Here is a 17828-nt window from a genome sequence, read left to right on the forward strand (position 1 = left end):
CCTCGTGAGAGTTTCCGGGTGACAATCAAGTCATAATATTTTAATAACTCAATACCGGATATTGATACGTGGAGAATCCACCCCGCTACTATAAATTTACCGATGAATTTCCTAGTGTAACCGAGATCGAGAAGTGGGTTGCCGGCTACCCGAATGCCGAACAGCTGGCGCAGATCATCTCCCGATCCTACGATTACATCCGCAAGCTCCCCCTCTCCGGGCTCCGCGAGCACTATTTTGACGAGGATCTCTCGATATCCTGACGGCTGGCTGTGCACAATCTGCCGGAACAAGAGGAGATATACGATTATCCCGCACACCGGTATGCAGCGGAAGTGATCGAAACGGGGGGCCGCCGGTCTGTGCCACAGTCATCTCTCCTCCACACGTACCTTGCGGGGTTCCACGGCCCCTCGGGCGAACCGGTGGAGACCGATGAAGGTACCGGCCTGAACCGGATCCGGCAGTATACCGGGGAGTTCTGGACAGCACGCCAGCGTCAGGCTTCCTCCCTGCACGAGGTCTCGTACCGTGCCTGTTTCAAGCCACAGCTGCCCCTGTTCTTCATCGACCTGCTCACGCAGGAAGGCGATATCGTGTACGATCCCTTCAGCGGGAGGGGGACCACCGCGATCGAGGCCGGGCTCCGGGGCCGGCGGGTGCGGGCAAACGATGCAAACCCGCTCTCGCAGGTTCTTACCGAGCCGCGGTTCTCTCCACCCTCCGCCGGGGAGGTGGCAGAACGGCTGGAAACCATCCCCCGGGGGGACGATCGGGCAGAGATCGATCTCTCCATGTTCTACCATCCCGATACTGAACGCGAGATCGTGGCCCTGCGCCGGTACCTTCTCGAAAGAAAGGAGGACGGGACCGCCGACGCCGTGGACCGCTGGATCGCGATGGTGGCAACGAACCGCCTGACCGGCCATTCGAGTGGCTTCTTCTCGGTCTACACCCTCCCCCCCAACCAGGCGGTTTCGCCCAAAAGCCAGGAACGGATCAACCGGAAACGGGGCCAGGTACCGGAATACCGGGATACGCACCGGCTCATCCTCCGCAAGACACGGAGCCTTCTTGCCGGCCTTACCCCTGAAGAGCTCGCGAACCTCCGCCGTGCCGGGGCCGATGCCCGGTTCTTTACCGGGGACGCCAGGAACACGCCGGGTATTGCCAGCGGCTCGGTACGGCTCACCGTCACCTCGCCGCCGTTTCTGGACATCGTCCAGTACCGCGAGGACAACTGGCTCCGGTGCTGGTTTGGCGGCCTCGACAGCGGGGCAATCGGCCGTCGCATCACGATGGCACGGACGGTTGCGGAATGGGAGGACGTGATGGGTGAGGTGTTCCGGGAGCTCTTCCGCATCACCGCCCCGGGGGGGTATGTGGCCTTCGAGGTGGGTGAAGTCCGGAAAAAGACCATACGGCTCGAGGAACATGTAATCCCCCTGGGCATCGCTGCCGGGTTCCTCTGCGAGGGAGTCCTCATCAACCGGCAGGTATTCTCCAAGACCTCCCATATCTGGGGGGTCGGGAACAACCGGTCCGGTACCAACACGAATCGGATCGTGGTCTTCTCCAAACCATGAGGGGTTTTCCCGGATTACCGGGCGTATCTTTCTTTTTTGGCGCTTTGTGCGGCCACACGCGGGCCGGCAGTCGGAGGGGATAAGCCAGTGTTAAGTATCCCCACTGCCAAACTGTATCCATGGTCACCCGTATCCGGCGGTATGCGCAGATCATCGATATCCTTTGGAAGTACGGTTTTGGTATTGCACTGGAGAAAGCGTTCCCGGGCAAGACCCGTTTCCGCCTGCCGGGTACGGAGGAGAAGCAGCCGGACCAGTCCACGGTCTATGAACGGGTGCGGCTGGCCCTGGAGGAGCTCGGGCCCACGTTTGTGAAGTTCGGGCAGATCATGAGCACGAGGACGGAGATCTTCCCTCCTGAGCTCATCGCCCAGCTCAAGAAACTCCAGGACCATGCCAAGCCCCTGCCTTTTTCTGAAGTCATCGGCGTGATCCAGCAGACCTGCCCCAACCTCGAGGACTGGTTCTGCGAGATCGACGAGGCCCCGGTAGCCTCCGCCTCGATCGGGCAGGTCCACCGTGCGGTCCTCCGGGACGGGACCGTGGTGGCGCTCAAGGTCCAGCGCCCCGGGATCCCGGATGTTATCGAGAACGACCTTGCCATCCTCCAGTCCATGGCAGAGCGGATCGAGGCGGTCTTCCCGGAGAGCCGGATGTACAACCCGGCGGGGCTCGTCCAGGACTTTGCCACCCAGATCCGGAAAGAACTGGACTTCACCCGCGACGGCCGGAACGCGGAACGGATGGCACGCAACTTCCGGGATGTGCCAGGCATCCATTTCCCAAAAATTTACTGGGAATATTCGTCCTCCCGGCTGCTTGTCATGGAGTTTGTCAAGGGTGTACGGATCGACAACGTTGAGGCGATCACTGCCCAGGGAAGCGATAAGCACGAGATTGCTGTCCGGGGATTTAACGCGTACCTGAAGATGATCTTCGAGGACGGCTTCTTCCATGGTGATCCCCATCCCGGCAACCTTCTCATTTCAGAGATGGGAGACCTGGTCTTCCTGGACTTCGGCATCGTCGGGGTACTGCGCCCCGAAAAGAAACAGCTCTTCATCAACCTGCTCTTTGCCCTGACCACCGACGATGTCGATATGATTCTCAAGACGCTCGAGGGCTTTGGGATCTTTATTGCCGAGGAGCACCGCGAGGAGCTCCGGGACGACCTGTACATCATGTTGCATGATTTCGGGGGCGGGGACGAGATCGCCCAGTTCAATTTCGGTCTCATGATCAACGAGCTTACCGAGGTAATGCGGCGGTACAGCCTCAAGGTGCCCATGAGCCTCATGCTCCTGTTAAAGACCCTGGTGATGGTCTTTGATGTGGCAGTACGGCTCGACCCGCAGTTCTCCTTTGGCGGGGAGGTCACCCCCTACCTGCGCAAGCTTGCAGACTCAAACGTGCTCTCGGCAGGCTACATGAAGCGGGCATCGAATTCTCTTCTCGAGGCGGTCGATGCGGCCTTCGACCTGCCCCGGAATGTTAACCTGATGCTCAAGCGCCTCTCGACAGGGACCGTCCGGCTCGAAGTGGTTGATACCGACCTAAAGAAACTCCAGATGGCACTGGACCGGGCCAGCGACAAGATCATGATCGGTCTCGTGGTGGCAGCGCTCGTGGTCGGTTCATCGCTGGTGCTTCAGGCCTCGCCCGTCACCCTGCCAAAAGAGATCATGTGGGTCGCGATCCTTGGGTATACCGCGGCGGTACTCTGCGGGTTCTATGCAATCTACCACGTCATCTTCCTGAAACTGCGGCTGGAGCGGTGAGGCGGGACAGCGTCTTTTTTTTAGACTGTTGACCGGGGGCAGATGCGTGCCCAGTGACGGATCTTTTCTGCGAGGGGCATGCCGGCATAGGCAGGGCTGGTCGAGGGGAGGACAAGGCCGGGCAGCCCCGGGTTCAATCGGTTAAAGTAGCGGCCGGCAGTGCCTCCGTTCAGTGCGATGCACCGGATGGTCGGGTGCGCTGCAATAAATCCCCGGATATCGTTCGGGACCGGGTCACGGATCGCAGTGTCCATACTCCCTTCGCGCCTGCAGCTGCAGAGTACGTCCCAGAGGGCGATCCGGTGTTCTGCGAGGAGGGCGGTACGGGCAGCATAGGGAAGGTCTGGATCGATCCCGAACAACTGCTCCATGATCTTCCAGAACTGATTCTTGGGGTTCCCGTAATACTCGCCTTTTTCAAGCGACATCCGGCTGGGGAAACTGCCAAGAATCAGGACTTCCGGGTCCCTGCCGGTGACCGGAGAAAGGCCGGGGGCGGGTTGTGTCATAGAGACAATACCAAAAAAGAAGGATGTTCTATGGTTTTTTGTAATAGAGGAGACAGTGGCAGTGCCCGTCCTTTGCAATCTCGTCCTTGTGGTAGACACACGGGCATTCGATGGCGCGGTCACGTTCCTCGTCGCCGCTCCGCAGCCGGCAGGGGCAGTAGGGCCTCCCGAACTTCTTCTTGTTCCGTACCAGCCCCCGGATCACGATATTGAGGTGGTCTTCGTCAGGATTGAGTATCCATCCGTTCTTGCGGGCGATCGCATGCGCCCATTTGAGCATATCTGCTTCCGTTTCCGCATCGTCAGTCATGACAGATCACCCCGTCTGGTTGGTACACGCGTATTTTCTTTGGACCACTTATGTGTTGTGGAATTCTTACCGGGTCCGTTTTTCGGGTTTTTTCGATGATTTGGCCTTCTTTCCCGCCGATGCGGTTTTTGGCGCCCTGGTGATCCGTGCCGCCACCCGGTTGTAGGTCGCCATCACGTCACCCTTGTTGAACCGGTACACGTCCTTGTCGAGAGACTCGCCGGTTTTTTTGTCCCACAGGCGCATCGAGTCCATGCTGATCTCGTCGCCGAGATAGATGGTCTTGTTCTGCCGCCCGAACTCCAGCTTGAAATCCACAAGGGTGATTCCCTCTTTTGCAAGCAGGCCAACGAGAAGAGTGTTGATCTTCAGCGCGATTGTCTTGATCTTTTTGAGTTCTGTCGGTGTTGCGAGTTTCAGGGCCACGATCAGCTCATCGTTGAGCATCGGGTCATGTCGGGAATCGTCCTTGTAATCGATCACGATGACCGGCGGTTTCAGGGGGCTCCCCTCCACAAACGGGTAGTTCCTGACAATAGAGCCCGCCGCAAAATTCCTGACAATCACTTCAAGAGGGATCATGGACAGTTCGCGGACTGCCATCCGGTTCTCGTCCAGCATCTCGAGAAAATGGGTTTTGACACCGTTCTTTTCCAGGTAGGAGAAGAAGAATGCCGAGACGCCGGCATTGTAACTGCCCTTGTTCTTGAGCGTGTCCTTCTTGCCACCGTCAAACGCGGTGATGTCATCGCGAAACTCGACGATCAGTGTTCCTTTCGCATCCGTACGGTAGACCGATTTGGCTTTCCCGGTATAGAGGAGTTTTTTCTGCTTCACGGTTGGCCGCTCCCTCTGCTAATACGTTGGTCGAGCCGGTTTATTAGGGGTTGCAGGCCGGGGTCGAACCAGCCCATCCGGATGAACCGTGGATAAATGCACAGACGCTCCTGCAGGAGGGTGGCCTCCCCTGCGATCTTTCTCAGGTCTGCGAGAGCCGGCCAGGGGTGCTCCGGGTTCACATAATCGATGGTGACCGGGGAGATCCCTCCTAGATCGCTGACCCCGCAGCCGATAAGCCGGGATGCGTCAATGAGGTTGGGGGCTATCTGGATGGAGATCTCATCGGGCAGGATCCGCCGCGCCATCGTTATTGTATCACAGATCTCCTGTGTCTCCGGCACCCGGAACGCTGCCATCGGCGTATTGTCCTTGGGGCAGAAGTTCTGGAGGATGATCTCCTGGATATGCCCGTATTTCTGATGGATGTCCCGGATGGCCACCAAAGACTCCTCGCGGTCGCGAGCGCTCTCACCAATCCCGAGGAGCAGGCCGGTGGTAAACGGGATCTTCAGCCGTCCTGCGTCCTCCATCATTGCGAGGCGCACCTCCGGATCCTTTCCTTTCGATCCCTGGTGCGCCGGGATCCGTGCGGTGGTCTCCAGCATCAGCCCCATGCTGGCATTGACGGGCCGGAGCCGTTTCATCTCCCCATACGTGAGGATACCGGCATTGGTGTGCGGCAAAATCCCGTACCGGATGGCGAGCCGGCACATGGCCTCACAGTAATCGAGAATGGAGTCATACCCTGTCTGTTCCAGGCAGGTACGAAAGCCGGGCTCCTCTTCCGGGTGCTCGCCGAAGGTGAACAGTGCCTCGGTGCACCCGGCCTCCTGCCCCCGCGCGAGGACTGCCTCCACCTGGTCCGGCAGCATGACGCACCCGTCGCGGACCGGGGTGCGGAACGAGCAGTACCCGCACCGGTTCCGGCAGACACTGGTGAGTGGCAGAAAGACATTTTTGGTGTAGGTGACCACCCGGGGCTGCATACAGTACGGTTCTTTTTGTACATGTTAAACACTGGCGGCGGGGCGTCTCCCTGTGGGGTCATGGCCTGCTGGATGGCATTTATATGTTCCCCGCGAAATAGAATGTTCATCGGATTCGACCAAGGTCCCGTGATACACCGTGATCCCCCTCATTCTCATCGATGCAAAGACCGACCGCTGCGCTGCTACCGGAAAGTTCCTCGCCGGGACCGGCGCCTACCGCGTGATCACGTCATCGTCCCCTGAGGTGACCCTCAGCCGGAACATCACCGCCGGGCCGTGTGTGGTAATTGCCGTCCGGGAAGAGGGACAGGACGGCCTGGTCTTTGTTCGCCACCTGCGGGAGAAGAAGATCGAGCTTCCGGCGATCATCCTTGCGGCGGCCTATGAGCCGGAAGCGTTCCGCATGGCCGTGGAGAACCGGGCAGAGTACCTTGTCATGGCAGGGGCCCCGGACACCTGGTACCCGGTCCTCTCCCTGCTGGTGGAAAAGGCCCTTGCAATACGCCGGCTGCAGGACGAGGCCGAGACGCTTTCCAAGAAACTCAATCTCGTCGGGAGCGTCACCCGCCACGACGTGTTAAACCAGCTTACGGCTGTCGGCGGATACACCGAACTGCTGGAGATGATGGTGACCGATCCTACGATGAAATCGTATATCGAGAAGGAGCGGTTTGCCCTTGACAAGATCCGGAGGCAGTTCCAGTTCGCCAAGGACTACCAGAACCTCGGGACCGAACCCGCCGTCTGGCAGCCCATCTCCTCCGTGATCCGGCGTGCCCGTGATATTGTTCCTGTCAAGGAAGTGACGATTACCGATACCAGCGGGAATGCCACGATCCTCGCCGACCCGATGGTGGAGAAGGCCGTTGCCCAGCTGCTGGACAATGCCGTACGCCACGGTGGCAAGGTAACGGAGATCCGCTTCTCTGTCCGGGACGAGGAGACCGGAGGGCTTCTTGTTGTCGAAGACAACGGTACCGGTATCCTGCCTGCAAACAAGGAGCGGATCTTCGAACGCGGGTTTGGGAAGCGTACCGGCTGGGGACTCTTCCTCGTTAAAGAGATGCTTGCGCTCACCGGGATAACAATCGCGGAGACCGGCGTGCCGGGCACCGGGGCACGGTTCGAAATCCATATCCCTGCCGAATCGTTCCGGAAGAACGGGAAAACGGCGGCAGCCTGAATAAGCCTTTTTTACGGATCCCGGATACCCACGTAGATATCTACTTGGGGTTTCTTTTTATCCGTGAACCTGCTGTCGTACACCTCGAAATCGCAGGTATAGGTCCGGGGCAGGTCGGTTCCCCAGATCCCGGCCCAGATGTTTACCACGGCATCCGGCATCCGGCCCCGCGCCGGAAAATAGGCATAGGTCTGGGCGGGGATCTGCCGGACGGCAAGGCCTTTAGGGGGAGTCCCTGCTTTTACCACACCGCAGCCGAGAAGATAGCTGTATTCTCCTGTCCAGTCCGAGGCATAACCGGAATAGACTGCATACATCACCGGCGGGATGATCCGGTGGGGGATCCGTGCAGCGGCGTTCGTGGTCAGAAATTCCTTCCAGCAGGCCGGGATATCGGTCACACTCCTGCCGTCCGCATTACAGGTCCTGCGCTCGATCCCGATGACTGTCCGTGCGGGGAGCCTGACCGTGGTGTAAGGGGGTGCCTCCATGCTGTACACTATTGCTGAGCGGTGTTGTTAAACCTGCACCCGGAACGAGCGTGGGGGAGATATCAGCACCTTTTTTTGATCGTCCTGCATATGGACGTATCACATGTGTCCCCATGCCCTGATCCCGTTTAAACCGGCAGGCCCCAAGAGCCGGCTCTCCGGCATCCTCTCCCAGGAGGAACGGGAAGCCTTCGCCCGCGCCATGCTCGAGGATGTGATCGCTGCCGCCAAGGATGCCAACTGCAGCCCGGTGATCGTTGCCACTGAGCTCTTCGACTCCGAGGATGTCCAGGTCACCATCGCCGACAAGGACCTGAGCGGTGCACTCAACGAAGTGCTCTCCCAGGCAGCAGGGCCGGTCCTGATCCTCATGGCCGACCTTCCCCTTGCAACCGGCCCTGCGATAAGGAGGGTGGTCACTACCACCAGCGACATCGGGATCGTGCCCGGTCGCGGCGGGGGGACCAACGCGATCTTTGTGCGGGAACCGGCAAAGTTCCATGTTGATTATTACGGCATGAGTTTTTTGAAGCACACAAAGATTGCACAGGAAGCCGGGCTCTCCTGCGAAGTGATCGATTCGTTCCTGCTCCACACGGACATCGACGAGGAAGAAGACCTTGTAGAGATCCTGACGCATGGGACCGGCGCCAGCCGTAAGTATCTCGAAGGGCTTGGCTTTGTCCTCGCTGCGGAGAACGGGCGGGTGGGCGTGAAGCGGCAGACATCCGCTGCCTCCCCGCGGACCTGATTCATTTTTCCGGTGCGGGCCAGCCCCTTTCCGCGGGGCACCTCGCAAATCTCCTCCCCTTCTGACGGCATCCGGGGATACTATAGGCTCAAGTGTATAGTGCACCCTATACATGGAGTGCCGGATCACTATCTCCGGGACACAGCAGGACGTGGAAAAACCCGTGGACTCGACTGCACAATCGGATGAAGGCACTTCTCTTCCCGCAGGCGCTCAGGCCGCCCCGGCCCGGGAGCCACATTACAAGTGGATCGCTCTCTCGAACACGACGATTGCCATGTTCATGGCAGCGGTGAACGGCAGCATTATCCTAATCTCGCTTCCCGCCATTTTCAAAGGGATCAATATCGATCCGCTCACCTCGTTCCAGTACCTGCTCTGGATCCTGATGGGCTACGGGATCGTCACTGCCACTCTCCTGCTCAGCTTCGGGCGGCTCTCGGACATGTACGGGAGAGTAAGGCTCTATAATATCGGGTTTGCCATCTTTACCCTCGGGTCCATCCTTCTCTTCCTGACCCCCGATACCGGTGATGCCGGGGCCATCGAGCTCATCGTCTTCCGGATTGTCCAGGCCGTGGGGGCCTCGTTTATCTTCTCCAACAGCGCCGCGATCCTCACCGATGCCTTTCCCCCTGATGAACGGGGAAAGGCGCTGGGCCTCAACATGGTGGCAGCGCTCTCGGGGCAGTTTGTGGGCCTTTTAATTGGCGGGATCCTTGCGGTCTTCCACTGGCGGTATGTCTTTTTGATCAGCGTGCCATTCGGCGTGATCGGGACCATCTGGGCCTTTCTCAAGCTCAAGGAACCGGCCTACGGGAAGCGCACCCAGAAGATCGATATCTGGGGGAACCTCTCCTTTATCGGGGGCCTGACCATCTTTCTTGTCGGTATCACCTATGCCCTGCTCCCGTATGGCACATCCTCCATGGGGTGGACAAACCCGTGGGTCGTCGCTGCGCTCACGAGCGGGATCCTGCTCCTTGTGGCATTCCCCATCATCGAGACCCGGGTCGAGGATCCGATGTTCCGCATGGATCTCTTCCGGATCCGCAACTTTGCCTTCGGCAATGCCGCCGGATTTATGTCTGCCCTTGCCCGCGGCGGGGTCATGATCGTCCTCATTATCCTGCTCCAGGGGATCTGGCTGCCGCTGCACGGGTACAGCTTTGAGTCCACGCCCTTCTGGGCCGGGGTCTACATGCTGCCGCTCACCATCGGATTTGTGGTGATGGGGCCGCTCTCCGGCATCATCTCCGATAAGTATGGTGCCCGGTGGATCAGCACACTGGGCATGGTGCTCGTCGGGATCTCGTTCTTGATCCTCGCCATCCTGCCGTTCAACTTCGATTACCTGCCATTCGCGCTGGCACTCCTGATCATGGGGATTGGAAACGGCATGTTCTCCTCGCCCAATGCAGCGGCGATCATGAACTCCGTGCCGCCCGAAGAGCGGGGTGTTACATCCGGGATGATGTCCACACTGATAAACTCGGGTTTTGTCCTCTCCATGGGGATGTTCTTTACCATCATCGTTGTGGGGCTCACGGCCGGGTTCCCCCCGGCACTTGCGGGGGCGCTCTCGGCCGCAAATGCCAGCCCGCTCATCCCCGCCATGGGTGCGATCCCCCCGACCGGTGCACTCTTTGCTGCATTCCTGGGGTATAACCCGGTCCAGATGATTCTCGGGGGCCTCTCCCCGGCGCTGCTTGCCCCCCTTGCCCCGGCAACCCTTGCCACCCTTACCGGTGTGGTCTGGTTTCCGACAACGCTTGCCACCGCTTTCATGCCCTCCCTTGCCCTTTCGTTCTATATCGGGGCGGGGATCTCGTTTGTGGCCGCAGTGCTCTGCGCGATGCGGGGGGAAAAGTACGTTGCTGAGAGCGAGGAGGAGGCCCCTGACGAAGCCGGGGCCGCAGATCCGCAAGAAGTATCTGGGGAGAACTCACAGTAGGACATAGTGCAGGAGTATTACCGATGACCGAACCCCTCTTTCACAGGATCCTGATCGCAACCGACGGTTCGGAGAAGAACCGGGCCGCCCTTGAAGAGGCCATCCGCGTGGGCAGCCAGAGCCCGGGAACCACGCTCTACGCCGTGTACGTGATCGATACGGGGACGTTCTCCACTATGTCGGCGGACATCCCCCTGGGGGACACCTACAGTGTCTTCCGCGCCGAGGCAGAGCAGGCATTTGCGCGGATCCGATCCCTGGCCGGGAATACCCGGGTCGAGACCACCCTCCTCGAAGGGCGGCCGGCCACCGAGATCGTAAAGTTTGCCACGAAAAAAAAGATTGACCTGATCGTGATCGGCACCCAGGGTAAACGCGGGCTGGAACGCCTCCTCCTGGGGAGCGTGGCCGAAGAGATCATACGCTCGGCACCCTGCAGGGTGCTTGTAGTGAAGTAACGGCTCCCTTTTTCTTTGTGCCGTGGGCCCGGTATTTCTTTAACACCCGGCACCCATCTGTACCTGATGACCCTTCCTGACTGGTTTACCCTCGTTCTCATCGGGATCGACGTGCTGGTATTCATGGTCGGAATCCGGGCGGCCGTGATCGGGAAGAAGATGTACGGCTGGTTCCTTGCACTGGCCTTCTTCCTGTTCTGCGTTAAGGAAGCCCTGCCTTTCAACGGGGTAGCCATCTCTCCCGCTGCTGCGCTCGTCCTGTCCGTTGCCGGCATCGCCTCGGCACTGTACGCATTTTACCTGATCGCAAAATCCCTTCCGTCCTAAAGAAGGGAACGTCCCGTCAGTAAAAGCGGCGGGCCGGCACGGTGCCCTGGTCAGTCTTCTTTTGCACAGCCGGGATGTGTATTCCGGAACCGGATGAGCTCATCACAAAACTCTCCCAGGTACTCGTCCATGGAGAGACTCCCTTCCTGGAACCGGCACTCCTCTTCCTCAATTACCCGGTTAATCCGGTCCTTTGTGGGGAGCAGGAGGTCGATCTTCACTCCGGCCTTCTCCGCACCCCGGACTAGGGCCTCGCGGAAGAGGCCGATACAATAGGCAATCCGGTACGTGTACGTGTGCCGGGTCTTTTCCAGGTACCCTGCTATCCGGTCGGTCTCTATCGAGAGGAAATCCTCTCTGATCTTCTCATCGTTTACCTTCCCGAGCATGTACTTGTAGTGCGCATAGGGGTACATGGTTTCGAGCTCGGAAGGAACGATGCCGCAGGTCCCGAAGATCACGATATGGTACTGCGATTCATCGAATACCTGCCCGATGATCATCCGGATGAGCTGGTGGCTCGGGCTCGCGCTGTAGGGTTTCCGCATTGCGCAGGGCATGAAGATCGCGATTTTTTTGGGCTGCACCTCGTACTCGTTGATGATATACCGGTAAGAGTCTTCGAATTCCCTAAGGTAAAACGGGGGATCGGTGAGAAACGGTCTGTCCTTATCGTTCTTTGCTCCTGGCGGGGGTGTTCCCATGTTCTTCGTAAAAGAATCGGTTACGCAGGAGATGAAACAACCGCCCGGTCCGCGGGGTTTTTGTGCTCACTGCAACGAGGAATAGGTTTTTAGCATTCTCTCTACTAATCTCCCCCTAAGATGGACAGCATCCCTGATCCGACGCTGAGGAGCCAGACGCTCTGTTTTCTGGGCGGTTTTATCACGGTAACCCTGGGTTTTTGCGTGCTGCTTGTCGGATATTTTTTCGGTCCCGAAATACTGGTTTACGCGGGGGGCGGGGTCATCTGCAGTGCGCCGGTAGTGCAGATTATTCTCCTTGTCTTCCAGTCCCGCACCCGACAGGATACGTCCCGGGTGTCAGCCCGAAAAACGCCGTCTCCTGATCCTGCTGTCCTGTATACCGATCGCCTTGTCACTATCACCGGAAGGGGCATAACGTTTGCCGCGTACTCGTTTCCCCTGGGGCATAACCGCGAGGTTGCCTTTGCGGATATCGATCATATCACGGTCAGCGAACCCTCGCTTTTGAATGGTAAATGGCGGATCTGGGGATCCGGGGACCTGCAGACCTGGTTCCCGCTTGATATTCACCGGCCCTCGCGAGACCGGATCTTTGTTGCCACCCTGAAATCCGGACGTCCCCGTATCGGATTTACCGTTGAGGACTCCTCAAGGGTCATTGCACTTCTCGAGGAACACCGTGTGCCGGACCACCCCTCCGGTGACCGTCCGGGTTTTTCCGGAGGATCGCGGTGACCGGGCCGCGCCCCGGCACCGGTTCCGCCCCGACAAAAAGAGGACTTTTTTGCGGGAAGGCCGGCTACTATGCGCGGTACCGGCGGCCGTACCCTCCCGGGGTGTTCGACACCCTCATTTCGCGGTCCGGCATCGTCCCGCCGGCGCGGATCCTGGATCTCGGATGCGGGACCGGGAACATGGCGATCCCGCTTGCGGAGCGGGGTTTTCTGGTCCATGCCGTAGACCCGGAGCCGGAAATGCTTGCCGAGGGCCACCGTCGTGCATCGGCCATGCACCTGGAGGAAATATCCTGGCATTCCGGGTCCGATGGTACCCTGACCAGCCTTGGTCTCCCCCGCTTCCGGCTCTGCACGATGGGCCTCTCTTTTCACTGGATGGACCGTCCGGCCGTGCTTGCAACGCTCGACAGCCTGATCGAACCCGGTGGAGGGATTGCCTGCATCAGCCGGAATGACAGTTTCTTCACCCACCTCGGGAACAGCTGGGGAGGTGCGGTCGGGGATGTGCTCCGCGAGATGCTTGGCGATGCCTGGGATTACTCAGGGCGGCTGGCACGCGGGAAGGAGGATCGCCACGAGGAGATCTTTATGGCCTCCCCGTTCCCGGTCATCGAGGAATACGTATTTCCGGTACAGGAAGAGCTGACCGTTGATGAGATCATCGGCCTCCAGCTGAGCACCTCGTATGCCGCTCCCGAACTCCTTGCAGGCCGGAACGCGGAATTCCGCGACCGGCTCACCCGGCGCCTCCTCGATCGGGAACCTTCCGGGAGATTTACTGACGAATCCGTGGTCCGGCTGCTCCTTGCTTCACGCGAGGGAGCGTGAGCAGTCACCGGGCCGTCTCTTTTTTCCCTGATCACAGGTACACTAGTGATCAACAGAGTCTCGGCGTGAAGGCAGGTGAAAAGCGGTATGCGGTGGTATATCTGGATTCTTGCGCTGGTGGTGATCTGTATCCTTGGAGCCGGCTGCACGTCAACACGGATCCAGAATACAGCCATCACGGTTATGAGCGATAACCTCGATTCATTTACCCCGGTCAATACCGGTTCGTTCGATTTTTATACCACAGATTTCCAGATCGAGAACCCCACCAATGTAACATTCGAGAACATCGAGGTCCAGGTCAGCCTGATGCCAATCACCGCGTACTGCCATTCGCAGTCAGCGAGTTTCGAGATCCCGTCGATGGCCCCTCACCAGAAACTCAAAGAGACGTTCTCGTTCTCCGAATTTGCCGATCTCGACTGTGCCTATAACTTCACGTCTTCGGTAACCTCGGACCAGCCCTAGGTCCCGCAAAAAGACATACGGGCGAAAAAGAGAAAAGTACTGGCAGTTACCGGCAGCAGTTCCGGAAAACGCCCATAAACAGGCACTCATCGGCATCGATCGTATCAACGCCGCACTCGTCCCCGATGGTCATCCCCAGGCCCCGGACCAGGGCGGCCGGCGTACACTCGTCTGCCTCCCCCATCACCAGCTCGGCAGCTGATGCGATATTGTCTGCAACCGCCCTTTTGGTGACTTCCAGTTTCCGTCCGAACAGGTCAGAGCGCCCCCGGTCATCGATAACGGAGGTGATCCCGGCGCATCCGATGGCCACCCCGGAACACCCGAGACGCATTGCATGCGTGCGGCTGTCAGCCACAATGACCCCGATCCGGGCATGGCACCGCCGGAAGATCTCACCTTTTATACGCACGGCACTCCCATCCGGGTCTTTTGGCAGAGGAACAATGCACCCGGGAGGGGCATTCGAGGCGTCCACACCGGCATTGGGGAGGAGCGTGCCCTGCTTCATGCAGAGCAGAAATCCCGGAATCCCCCCGACGATCGAATCGCTCTCGGAGAGAACCACTTCAACCGTCCGGGGGTCCATGTGGTACCGCTCCGCGAGCTCCATGGCCCGGGGTGAGGGGGTGACCGTATCAAGCCGGACCACGTTTCCTTCTGCGGTTGCCACCGCGGTCTCGGCGAGGACAAGGATGTCTCCGTCAGAAAATCCGCCGCAAGCAGATGCGGCCGCCGCAATGATCCGGTCGGTAAACGGGTCGCCGGGCCGGATGATGCCCGTGGAGAGGCCGGATACCGAGAACGAGGGGTTCATGTCCCTTTCACCAGCTGCTCGTATACCCTGATGGTGTCCCGGGTGGCTGCCACATCATGGGTCCGGATGACCGATGCGCCTTTTTCCAGCAGCTTTGTTGTGACCGCAAGGGTGCCCGGGAGCCGGTCTTCCGGTTCCTGGTTAAGGAGCATCCCGATAAAGGTCTTCCTCGACACAGCGGCGAGTACCGGGCGGTCAAAGCACAGGAACGTCTCGAAATGCCGGCAAAGCTCCCAGTCGTCCTCTACAGAACGGAACGGTGTCCAGATGCCGATGGCCGGGTCAAGGACGTACTCCTTCACGCCTGCCGTCTCGCATCGCCGTACAACCTCTTCGAGCGAGGCAAGGGTGGCATCTACCCCGATCGGGTCGCCCGGTATCTGGCTTGTCGCCATCAGAAAGGCCGGCAGACCGGCGTCCGCCACCTTCTTTGCATAGGCCGGGGAGACAAAACCGCTGATATCGTTTGCCGCATGAATATCGTGTTTCAGGCAGACATCAAGCACACCCGGGTGCATGGTATCCACGGAAAGGGTGATTCCGCTCCCGTCCAGTTCCTTAAGAGCGCCGTCGATCCGTTCTGCCTCCTCCCTCCCGCTGATCGGCTGGGTGTTCGGGGCTGTACTCCGGGCACCGATATCGATCATGTCGGCGCCCTGCTCGACCATCGCCACCGCCGTTTCGTGGACCAGATCGATGGGGATGAACGAGCCACGGTAGAACGACTCGCCGCTGCAGTTGATCACACCCATAATGCGGGGAGGCGCACCTCCGCCGATATCCAGTTTGTTGACCCGGCAGGATCTCATGGTGTCCTCATCACCGCGGCAGCAAAGGTGTTCTCCATGAGCGTGGCGATTGTCATCGGGCCCACACCGCCGGGCACCGGGGTGATGGCCGATGCGACCTCTTTTACCGCTTCAAAGTCCACGTCCCCGACCAGCTTGCCGTTGAGCTGGTTGATACCGACATCGATGACCACCGCTCCGGGTTTTACCATCTCCGGGGTGATGAAATGCGCCTTTCCCGTTGCCGATACCAGGATGTCCGCCTGCCGGAGCTCTGCGGCAAGGTTCCGGGTCTTGCTGTGGCAGATGGTTACGGTCGCATCGGCATTGGTGAGCAGTGCTGCCATCGGTCTCCCGACATCGATACTCCGCCCGGCTACCACCGCCCGGGCACCGGCCACGGGGATGTGATACTCGGCAAGGAGGGTCATGATACCCTTGGGCGTGCAGGGAGCAAAACGGGGCCTGCCGCTCATCAGAAGACCAAGACTCGTGGGGTGGAACCCGTCCACGTCCTTTCCCGTGTCGACCGCAGCGATCACCCGCTCGGTGTCCACCCGTCCGGGGAGCGGAAGCTGGACAAGGATGCCGTTGATGTCCGGATCCCGGTTGAGCCGGGAGACCGCTTCAAGCACTTTATCCGTGGTGGCGTCACCAGGGACCTCGATCCCGACAGAACCGATACCGACCCGCTCGCAGGCCCGGTGCTTCATGCGGACGTACATCTGCGATGCCGGGTCGCTGCCTGCGATCACGGTGGCAAGCCGGGGGTACAGCCCCGACTCACCAATCGCTTCCTTGAGGAGTTCGAGCCGCTTTTCCGATACCGATTTCCCGTCAAGGATGGTGACCATTGCCGTATCCTCCCTCTACCTAGTAAAAATGGGAAAAGAGGTTATTATACTGTCGGGTAGATCGGGAACTTCTGCGCCATCGCCGTAACGTCCCGGCTGATGTTCTTGATCAACGTCTCGTTCTTGATATCCTTGACGATCGAGGCGATCCAGGTACCGATCTGGCGCATCTCGGCCTCTTTCATGCCTCTCGAGGTAACGGCAGGGGTGCCGACCCGGAGGCCGCTCGTCACAAACGGGCTCTTGGTCTCGTTGGGGATCGTGTTCTTGTTCACGGTGATATTGGCTTTGCCGAGTGCCACTTCCGCCTCGAGACCGGTCAGGTGCTGGTTGGTCAGGTCGATGAGCATGAGGTGGTTGTCAGTGCCGCCCGAAACAAGCCGGATACCGTTGTTTGTCAGGGTCTCGGCAAGCACCTTCGCGTTCTTCACGATCTGCTTGTTGTATTCCGTAAACGAGGGCCTGAGGGCCTCCTCGAAACAGACCGCCTTTGCCGTGATCGTGTGCATCAGCGGGCCGCCCTGCATGCCGGGGAAGACCGCCTTGTCGATTGCCTGGGCGTACTCGTTGTTGCACATGATGGCGCCGCCGCGGGGCCCCCGTAGGGTTTTGTGGGTGGTGGTGGTGGTGAAGTTGACCACCCCGACCGAGGTCGGGTGCTGGCCGGTGGCGACGAGACCGGCGATGTGGGCGATATCGGCCATGCAGTAGGCGCCGACGTCATCGGCGATCTCCTGGAACGCCTTGAAGTCGATGGTCCGCGGGTAGGCAGATGCCCCGCAGACGATAATCTGGGGCTTCTCCTTCTTTGCCATCTCACCAACGGCGCCGTAATCGAGTGTTTCCGTTTCGGGGTCAACGCCGTACTGGGCGACCTGGTAGAACTTGCCGGTGAAGCTGACCGGGGAACCGTGAGAAAGGTGCCCGCCCTGGTTGAGCTTCATGCTCAGGATCTTCTCTCCCAGTTTCATGTACGCAAAATAAACCGCCATGTTTGCCTGGGTACCCGAGTGGGGCTGGACGTTCGCGTGCTCGGCGCCGAAGAGTTTTTTGAGCCGGTCCCGGGCCAGGTTCTCCGCCATGTCATGAAACTCGCAGCCGCCGTAGTACCGCTTCCCCGGGTAGCCCTCGGCATACTTGTTGGTCATGATCGACCCCATTGCCTCGAGCACGGCACGGCTTACAATATTTTCGGACGCGATCAGCTCCAGCCCGTTTGTCTGGCGGAGCCGTTCCTTTTCGATGATATCTGCTATTTCTGGATCGGTTTGGGAAAGAAACGACATATGGTTACACGTGCGTTTGGATCAGGTAATACCTTTTCTTAGGAGGAGCGCGAGGAAGAGCGGGATTGCAGTGTCATCGTCGTATCGTGTGGGGATATATAAGCATTTTTTCTGCCAGAAAAGGCGCGTAGGGCCCGGATCGGCCCATTATCAGGAAGGCTGCCCCT

At 59.3% G+C, this 17828-nt stretch carries 21 protein-coding genes; 11 read left to right on the top strand and 10 right to left on the bottom strand.

Annotation, left to right across the window (positions count from 1 at the left end; all coding sequences use genetic code 11):
- Positions 1-68: 68 nt before the first annotated feature.
- The 3 genes from VMS83_RS10270 to VMS83_RS10280 all read left to right on the top strand — a co-directional run bounded on the left by VMS83_RS10270 (position 69) and on the right by VMS83_RS10280 (position 3364).
- A complete protein-coding gene (locus VMS83_RS10270; RefSeq protein WP_325412463.1) occupies positions 69-263 on the top strand; it encodes a hypothetical protein in 195 nt (64 codons plus the stop codon).
- A 162-nt stretch (positions 264-425) separates the two neighbouring features.
- A complete protein-coding gene (locus VMS83_RS10275; protein WP_414674917.1) occupies positions 426-1586 on the top strand; it encodes a DNA methyltransferase in 1161 nt (386 codons plus the stop codon).
- Between the two features lie 119 nt (positions 1587-1705).
- Entirely contained in the window at positions 1706-3364 is a 1659-nt protein-coding gene (locus VMS83_RS10280; RefSeq protein WP_325412466.1) for an AarF/ABC1/UbiB kinase family protein, read from the top strand.
- Positions 3365-3384: 20 nt separating this feature from the next.
- On the opposite strand, the gene VMS83_RS10285 is transcribed toward VMS83_RS10280, so the two are convergent.
- The 4 genes from VMS83_RS10285 to cofG all read right to left on the bottom strand — a co-directional run bounded on the left by VMS83_RS10285 (position 3385) and on the right by cofG (position 6009).
- Entirely contained in the window at positions 3385-3873 is a 489-nt protein-coding gene (locus tag VMS83_RS10285) for a DNA-deoxyinosine glycosylase (RefSeq protein ID WP_325412468.1), read from the bottom strand.
- A gap of 28 nt (positions 3874-3901) precedes the next feature.
- Entirely contained in the window at positions 3902-4183 is a 282-nt protein-coding gene (locus tag VMS83_RS10290; protein WP_325412470.1) for a ferredoxin-thioredoxin reductase catalytic domain-containing protein, read from the bottom strand.
- 66 nt (positions 4184-4249) lie between these two features.
- Positions 4250-5020 (bottom strand): phosphoribosylaminoimidazolesuccinocarboxamide synthase, encoded by a 771-nt coding sequence (purC, locus tag VMS83_RS10295; protein WP_325412471.1) that lies wholly within the window; start codon positions 5018-5020, stop codon positions 4250-4252.
- Positions 5017-6009, bottom strand: a complete 993-nt coding sequence (gene cofG / locus VMS83_RS10300; RefSeq protein ID WP_325412473.1) for a 7,8-didemethyl-8-hydroxy-5-deazariboflavin synthase CofG — start codon at positions 6007-6009, stop codon at positions 5017-5019. The genes purC and cofG overlap by 4 nt, the downstream gene beginning before the upstream one ends.
- 139 nt (positions 6010-6148) lie before the next feature.
- On the opposite strand from cofG, the gene VMS83_RS10305 reads away from it, so the two are divergent.
- Positions 6149-7195 (top strand): hybrid sensor histidine kinase/response regulator, encoded by a 1047-nt coding sequence (locus VMS83_RS10305; protein ID WP_325412475.1) that lies wholly within the window; start codon positions 6149-6151, stop codon positions 7193-7195.
- A gap of 11 nt (positions 7196-7206) precedes the next feature.
- On the opposite strand, the gene VMS83_RS10310 is transcribed toward VMS83_RS10305, so the two are convergent.
- Complete coding sequence (locus VMS83_RS10310) at positions 7207-7686, bottom strand: GyrI-like domain-containing protein (RefSeq protein WP_325412477.1); 480 nt, start codon at positions 7684-7686, stop codon at positions 7207-7209.
- 103 nt (positions 7687-7789) lie between these two features.
- Here VMS83_RS10310 and cofC point away from each other — a divergent pair, with 103 nt between their 5' ends.
- From cofC to VMS83_RS10330, 4 genes are all read left to right on the top strand, one after another.
- The gene (gene cofC / locus VMS83_RS10315; RefSeq protein WP_325412478.1) at positions 7790-8437 is read left to right on the top strand and encodes a 2-phospho-L-lactate guanylyltransferase; all 648 of its coding nucleotides are present in this window, start codon (positions 7790-7792) and stop codon (positions 8435-8437) included.
- A gap of 112 nt (positions 8438-8549) precedes the next feature.
- On the top strand, positions 8550-10391 hold the full coding sequence (locus VMS83_RS10320; protein ID WP_325412480.1) for an MFS transporter: 1842 nt from the start codon (positions 8550-8552) through the stop codon (positions 10389-10391).
- A gap of 23 nt (positions 10392-10414) precedes the next feature.
- Positions 10415-10849: a universal stress protein gene (locus VMS83_RS10325; protein WP_325412482.1), complete on the top strand. Its 435-nt coding sequence runs from the start codon at positions 10415-10417 to the stop codon at positions 10847-10849.
- 66 nt (positions 10850-10915) lie between these two features.
- Entirely contained in the window at positions 10916-11176 is a 261-nt protein-coding gene (locus VMS83_RS10330; RefSeq protein WP_325412484.1) for a hypothetical protein, read from the top strand.
- Between the two features lie 50 nt (positions 11177-11226).
- On the opposite strand, the gene VMS83_RS10335 is transcribed toward VMS83_RS10330, so the two are convergent.
- The gene (locus VMS83_RS10335; protein WP_325412486.1) at positions 11227-11880 is read right to left on the bottom strand and encodes a DUF5591 domain-containing protein; all 654 of its coding nucleotides are present in this window, start codon (positions 11878-11880) and stop codon (positions 11227-11229) included.
- A gap of 120 nt (positions 11881-12000) precedes the next feature.
- Here VMS83_RS10335 and VMS83_RS10340 point away from each other — a divergent pair, with 120 nt between their 5' ends.
- The 3 genes from VMS83_RS10340 (at position 12001) to VMS83_RS10350 (ending at position 13916) form a co-directional block, all read left to right on the top strand.
- A complete protein-coding gene (locus tag VMS83_RS10340) occupies positions 12001-12618 on the top strand; it encodes a hypothetical protein (RefSeq protein WP_325412488.1) in 618 nt (205 codons plus the stop codon).
- The gene (locus tag VMS83_RS10345) at positions 12615-13448 is read left to right on the top strand and encodes a class I SAM-dependent methyltransferase (protein WP_325412490.1); all 834 of its coding nucleotides are present in this window, start codon (positions 12615-12617) and stop codon (positions 13446-13448) included. The genes VMS83_RS10340 and VMS83_RS10345 overlap by 4 nt, the downstream gene beginning before the upstream one ends.
- 87 nt (positions 13449-13535) lie before the next feature.
- On the top strand, positions 13536-13916 hold the full coding sequence (locus VMS83_RS10350) for a hypothetical protein (protein WP_325412492.1): 381 nt from the start codon (positions 13536-13538) through the stop codon (positions 13914-13916).
- A 46-nt stretch (positions 13917-13962) separates the two neighbouring features.
- On the opposite strand, the gene cofE is transcribed toward VMS83_RS10350, so the two are convergent.
- The 4 genes from cofE to glyA are packed head-to-tail and all read right to left on the bottom strand — an operon-like array spanning position 13963 to position 17661.
- Positions 13963-14733: a coenzyme F420-0:L-glutamate ligase gene (gene cofE / locus VMS83_RS10355; RefSeq protein WP_325412494.1), complete on the bottom strand. Its 771-nt coding sequence runs from the start codon at positions 14731-14733 to the stop codon at positions 13963-13965.
- Positions 14730-15542 carry a dihydropteroate synthase gene (folP, locus tag VMS83_RS10360; RefSeq protein ID WP_325412496.1) on the bottom strand — a complete coding sequence of 271 codons (813 nt, stop codon included), beginning with the start codon at positions 15540-15542 and terminating at the stop codon, positions 14730-14732. The genes cofE and folP overlap by 4 nt, the downstream gene beginning before the upstream one ends.
- A complete protein-coding gene (folD, locus tag VMS83_RS10365; RefSeq protein ID WP_325412498.1) occupies positions 15539-16375 on the bottom strand; it encodes a bifunctional methylenetetrahydrofolate dehydrogenase/methenyltetrahydrofolate cyclohydrolase FolD in 837 nt (278 codons plus the stop codon). The genes folP and folD overlap by 4 nt, the downstream gene beginning before the upstream one ends.
- A gap of 44 nt (positions 16376-16419) precedes the next feature.
- Entirely contained in the window at positions 16420-17661 is a 1242-nt protein-coding gene (gene glyA / locus VMS83_RS10370; protein WP_325412500.1) for a serine hydroxymethyltransferase, read from the bottom strand.
- Between the last annotated feature and the right edge of the window lie 167 nt (positions 17662-17828).

It is taken from the genome of Methanoregula sp. (genome assembly GCF_035543475.1).
Taxonomy (GTDB): Archaea; Halobacteriota; Methanomicrobia; order Methanomicrobiales; family Methanospirillaceae; genus Methanoregula.

Coding starts and splice junctions, on each gene's coding strand:
- VMS83_RS10280 (WP_325412466.1), top strand. CDS start 1,706: ATGGTCACCCGTATCCGGCGGTATGCGCAGATCATCGATATCCTTTGG.
- VMS83_RS10285 (WP_325412468.1), bottom strand. CDS start 3,873: ATGACACAACCCGCCCCCGGCCTTTCTCCGGTCACCGGCAGGGACCCG.
- VMS83_RS10290 (WP_325412470.1), bottom strand. CDS start 4,183: ATGACTGACGATGCGGAAACGGAAGCAGATATGCTCAAATGGGCGCAT.
- cofG (WP_325412473.1), bottom strand. CDS start 6,009: ATGCAGCCCCGGGTGGTCACCTACACCAAAAATGTCTTTCTGCCACTC.
- VMS83_RS10310 (WP_325412477.1), bottom strand. CDS start 7,686: ATGGAGGCACCCCCTTACACCACGGTCAGGCTCCCCGCACGGACAGTC.
- cofC (WP_325412478.1), top strand. CDS start 7,790: ATGTGTCCCCATGCCCTGATCCCGTTTAAACCGGCAGGCCCCAAGAGC.
- VMS83_RS10320 (WP_325412480.1), top strand. CDS start 8,550: ATGGAGTGCCGGATCACTATCTCCGGGACACAGCAGGACGTGGAAAAA.
- VMS83_RS10325 (WP_325412482.1), top strand. CDS start 10,415: ATGACCGAACCCCTCTTTCACAGGATCCTGATCGCAACCGACGGTTCG.
- VMS83_RS10330 (WP_325412484.1), top strand. CDS start 10,916: ATGACCCTTCCTGACTGGTTTACCCTCGTTCTCATCGGGATCGACGTG.
- VMS83_RS10335 (WP_325412486.1), bottom strand. CDS start 11,880: ATGGGAACACCCCCGCCAGGAGCAAAGAACGATAAGGACAGACCGTTT.
- VMS83_RS10340 (WP_325412488.1), top strand. CDS start 12,001: ATGGACAGCATCCCTGATCCGACGCTGAGGAGCCAGACGCTCTGTTTT.
- VMS83_RS10350 (WP_325412492.1), top strand. CDS start 13,536: ATGCGGTGGTATATCTGGATTCTTGCGCTGGTGGTGATCTGTATCCTT.
- cofE (WP_325412494.1), bottom strand. CDS start 14,733: ATGAACCCCTCGTTCTCGGTATCCGGCCTCTCCACGGGCATCATCCGG.
- folP (WP_325412496.1), bottom strand. CDS start 15,542: ATGAGATCCTGCCGGGTCAACAAACTGGATATCGGCGGAGGTGCGCCT.
- folD (WP_325412498.1), bottom strand. CDS start 16,375: ATGGTCACCATCCTTGACGGGAAATCGGTATCGGAAAAGCGGCTCGAA.
- glyA (WP_325412500.1), bottom strand. CDS start 17,661: ATGTCGTTTCTTTCCCAAACCGATCCAGAAATAGCAGATATCATCGAA.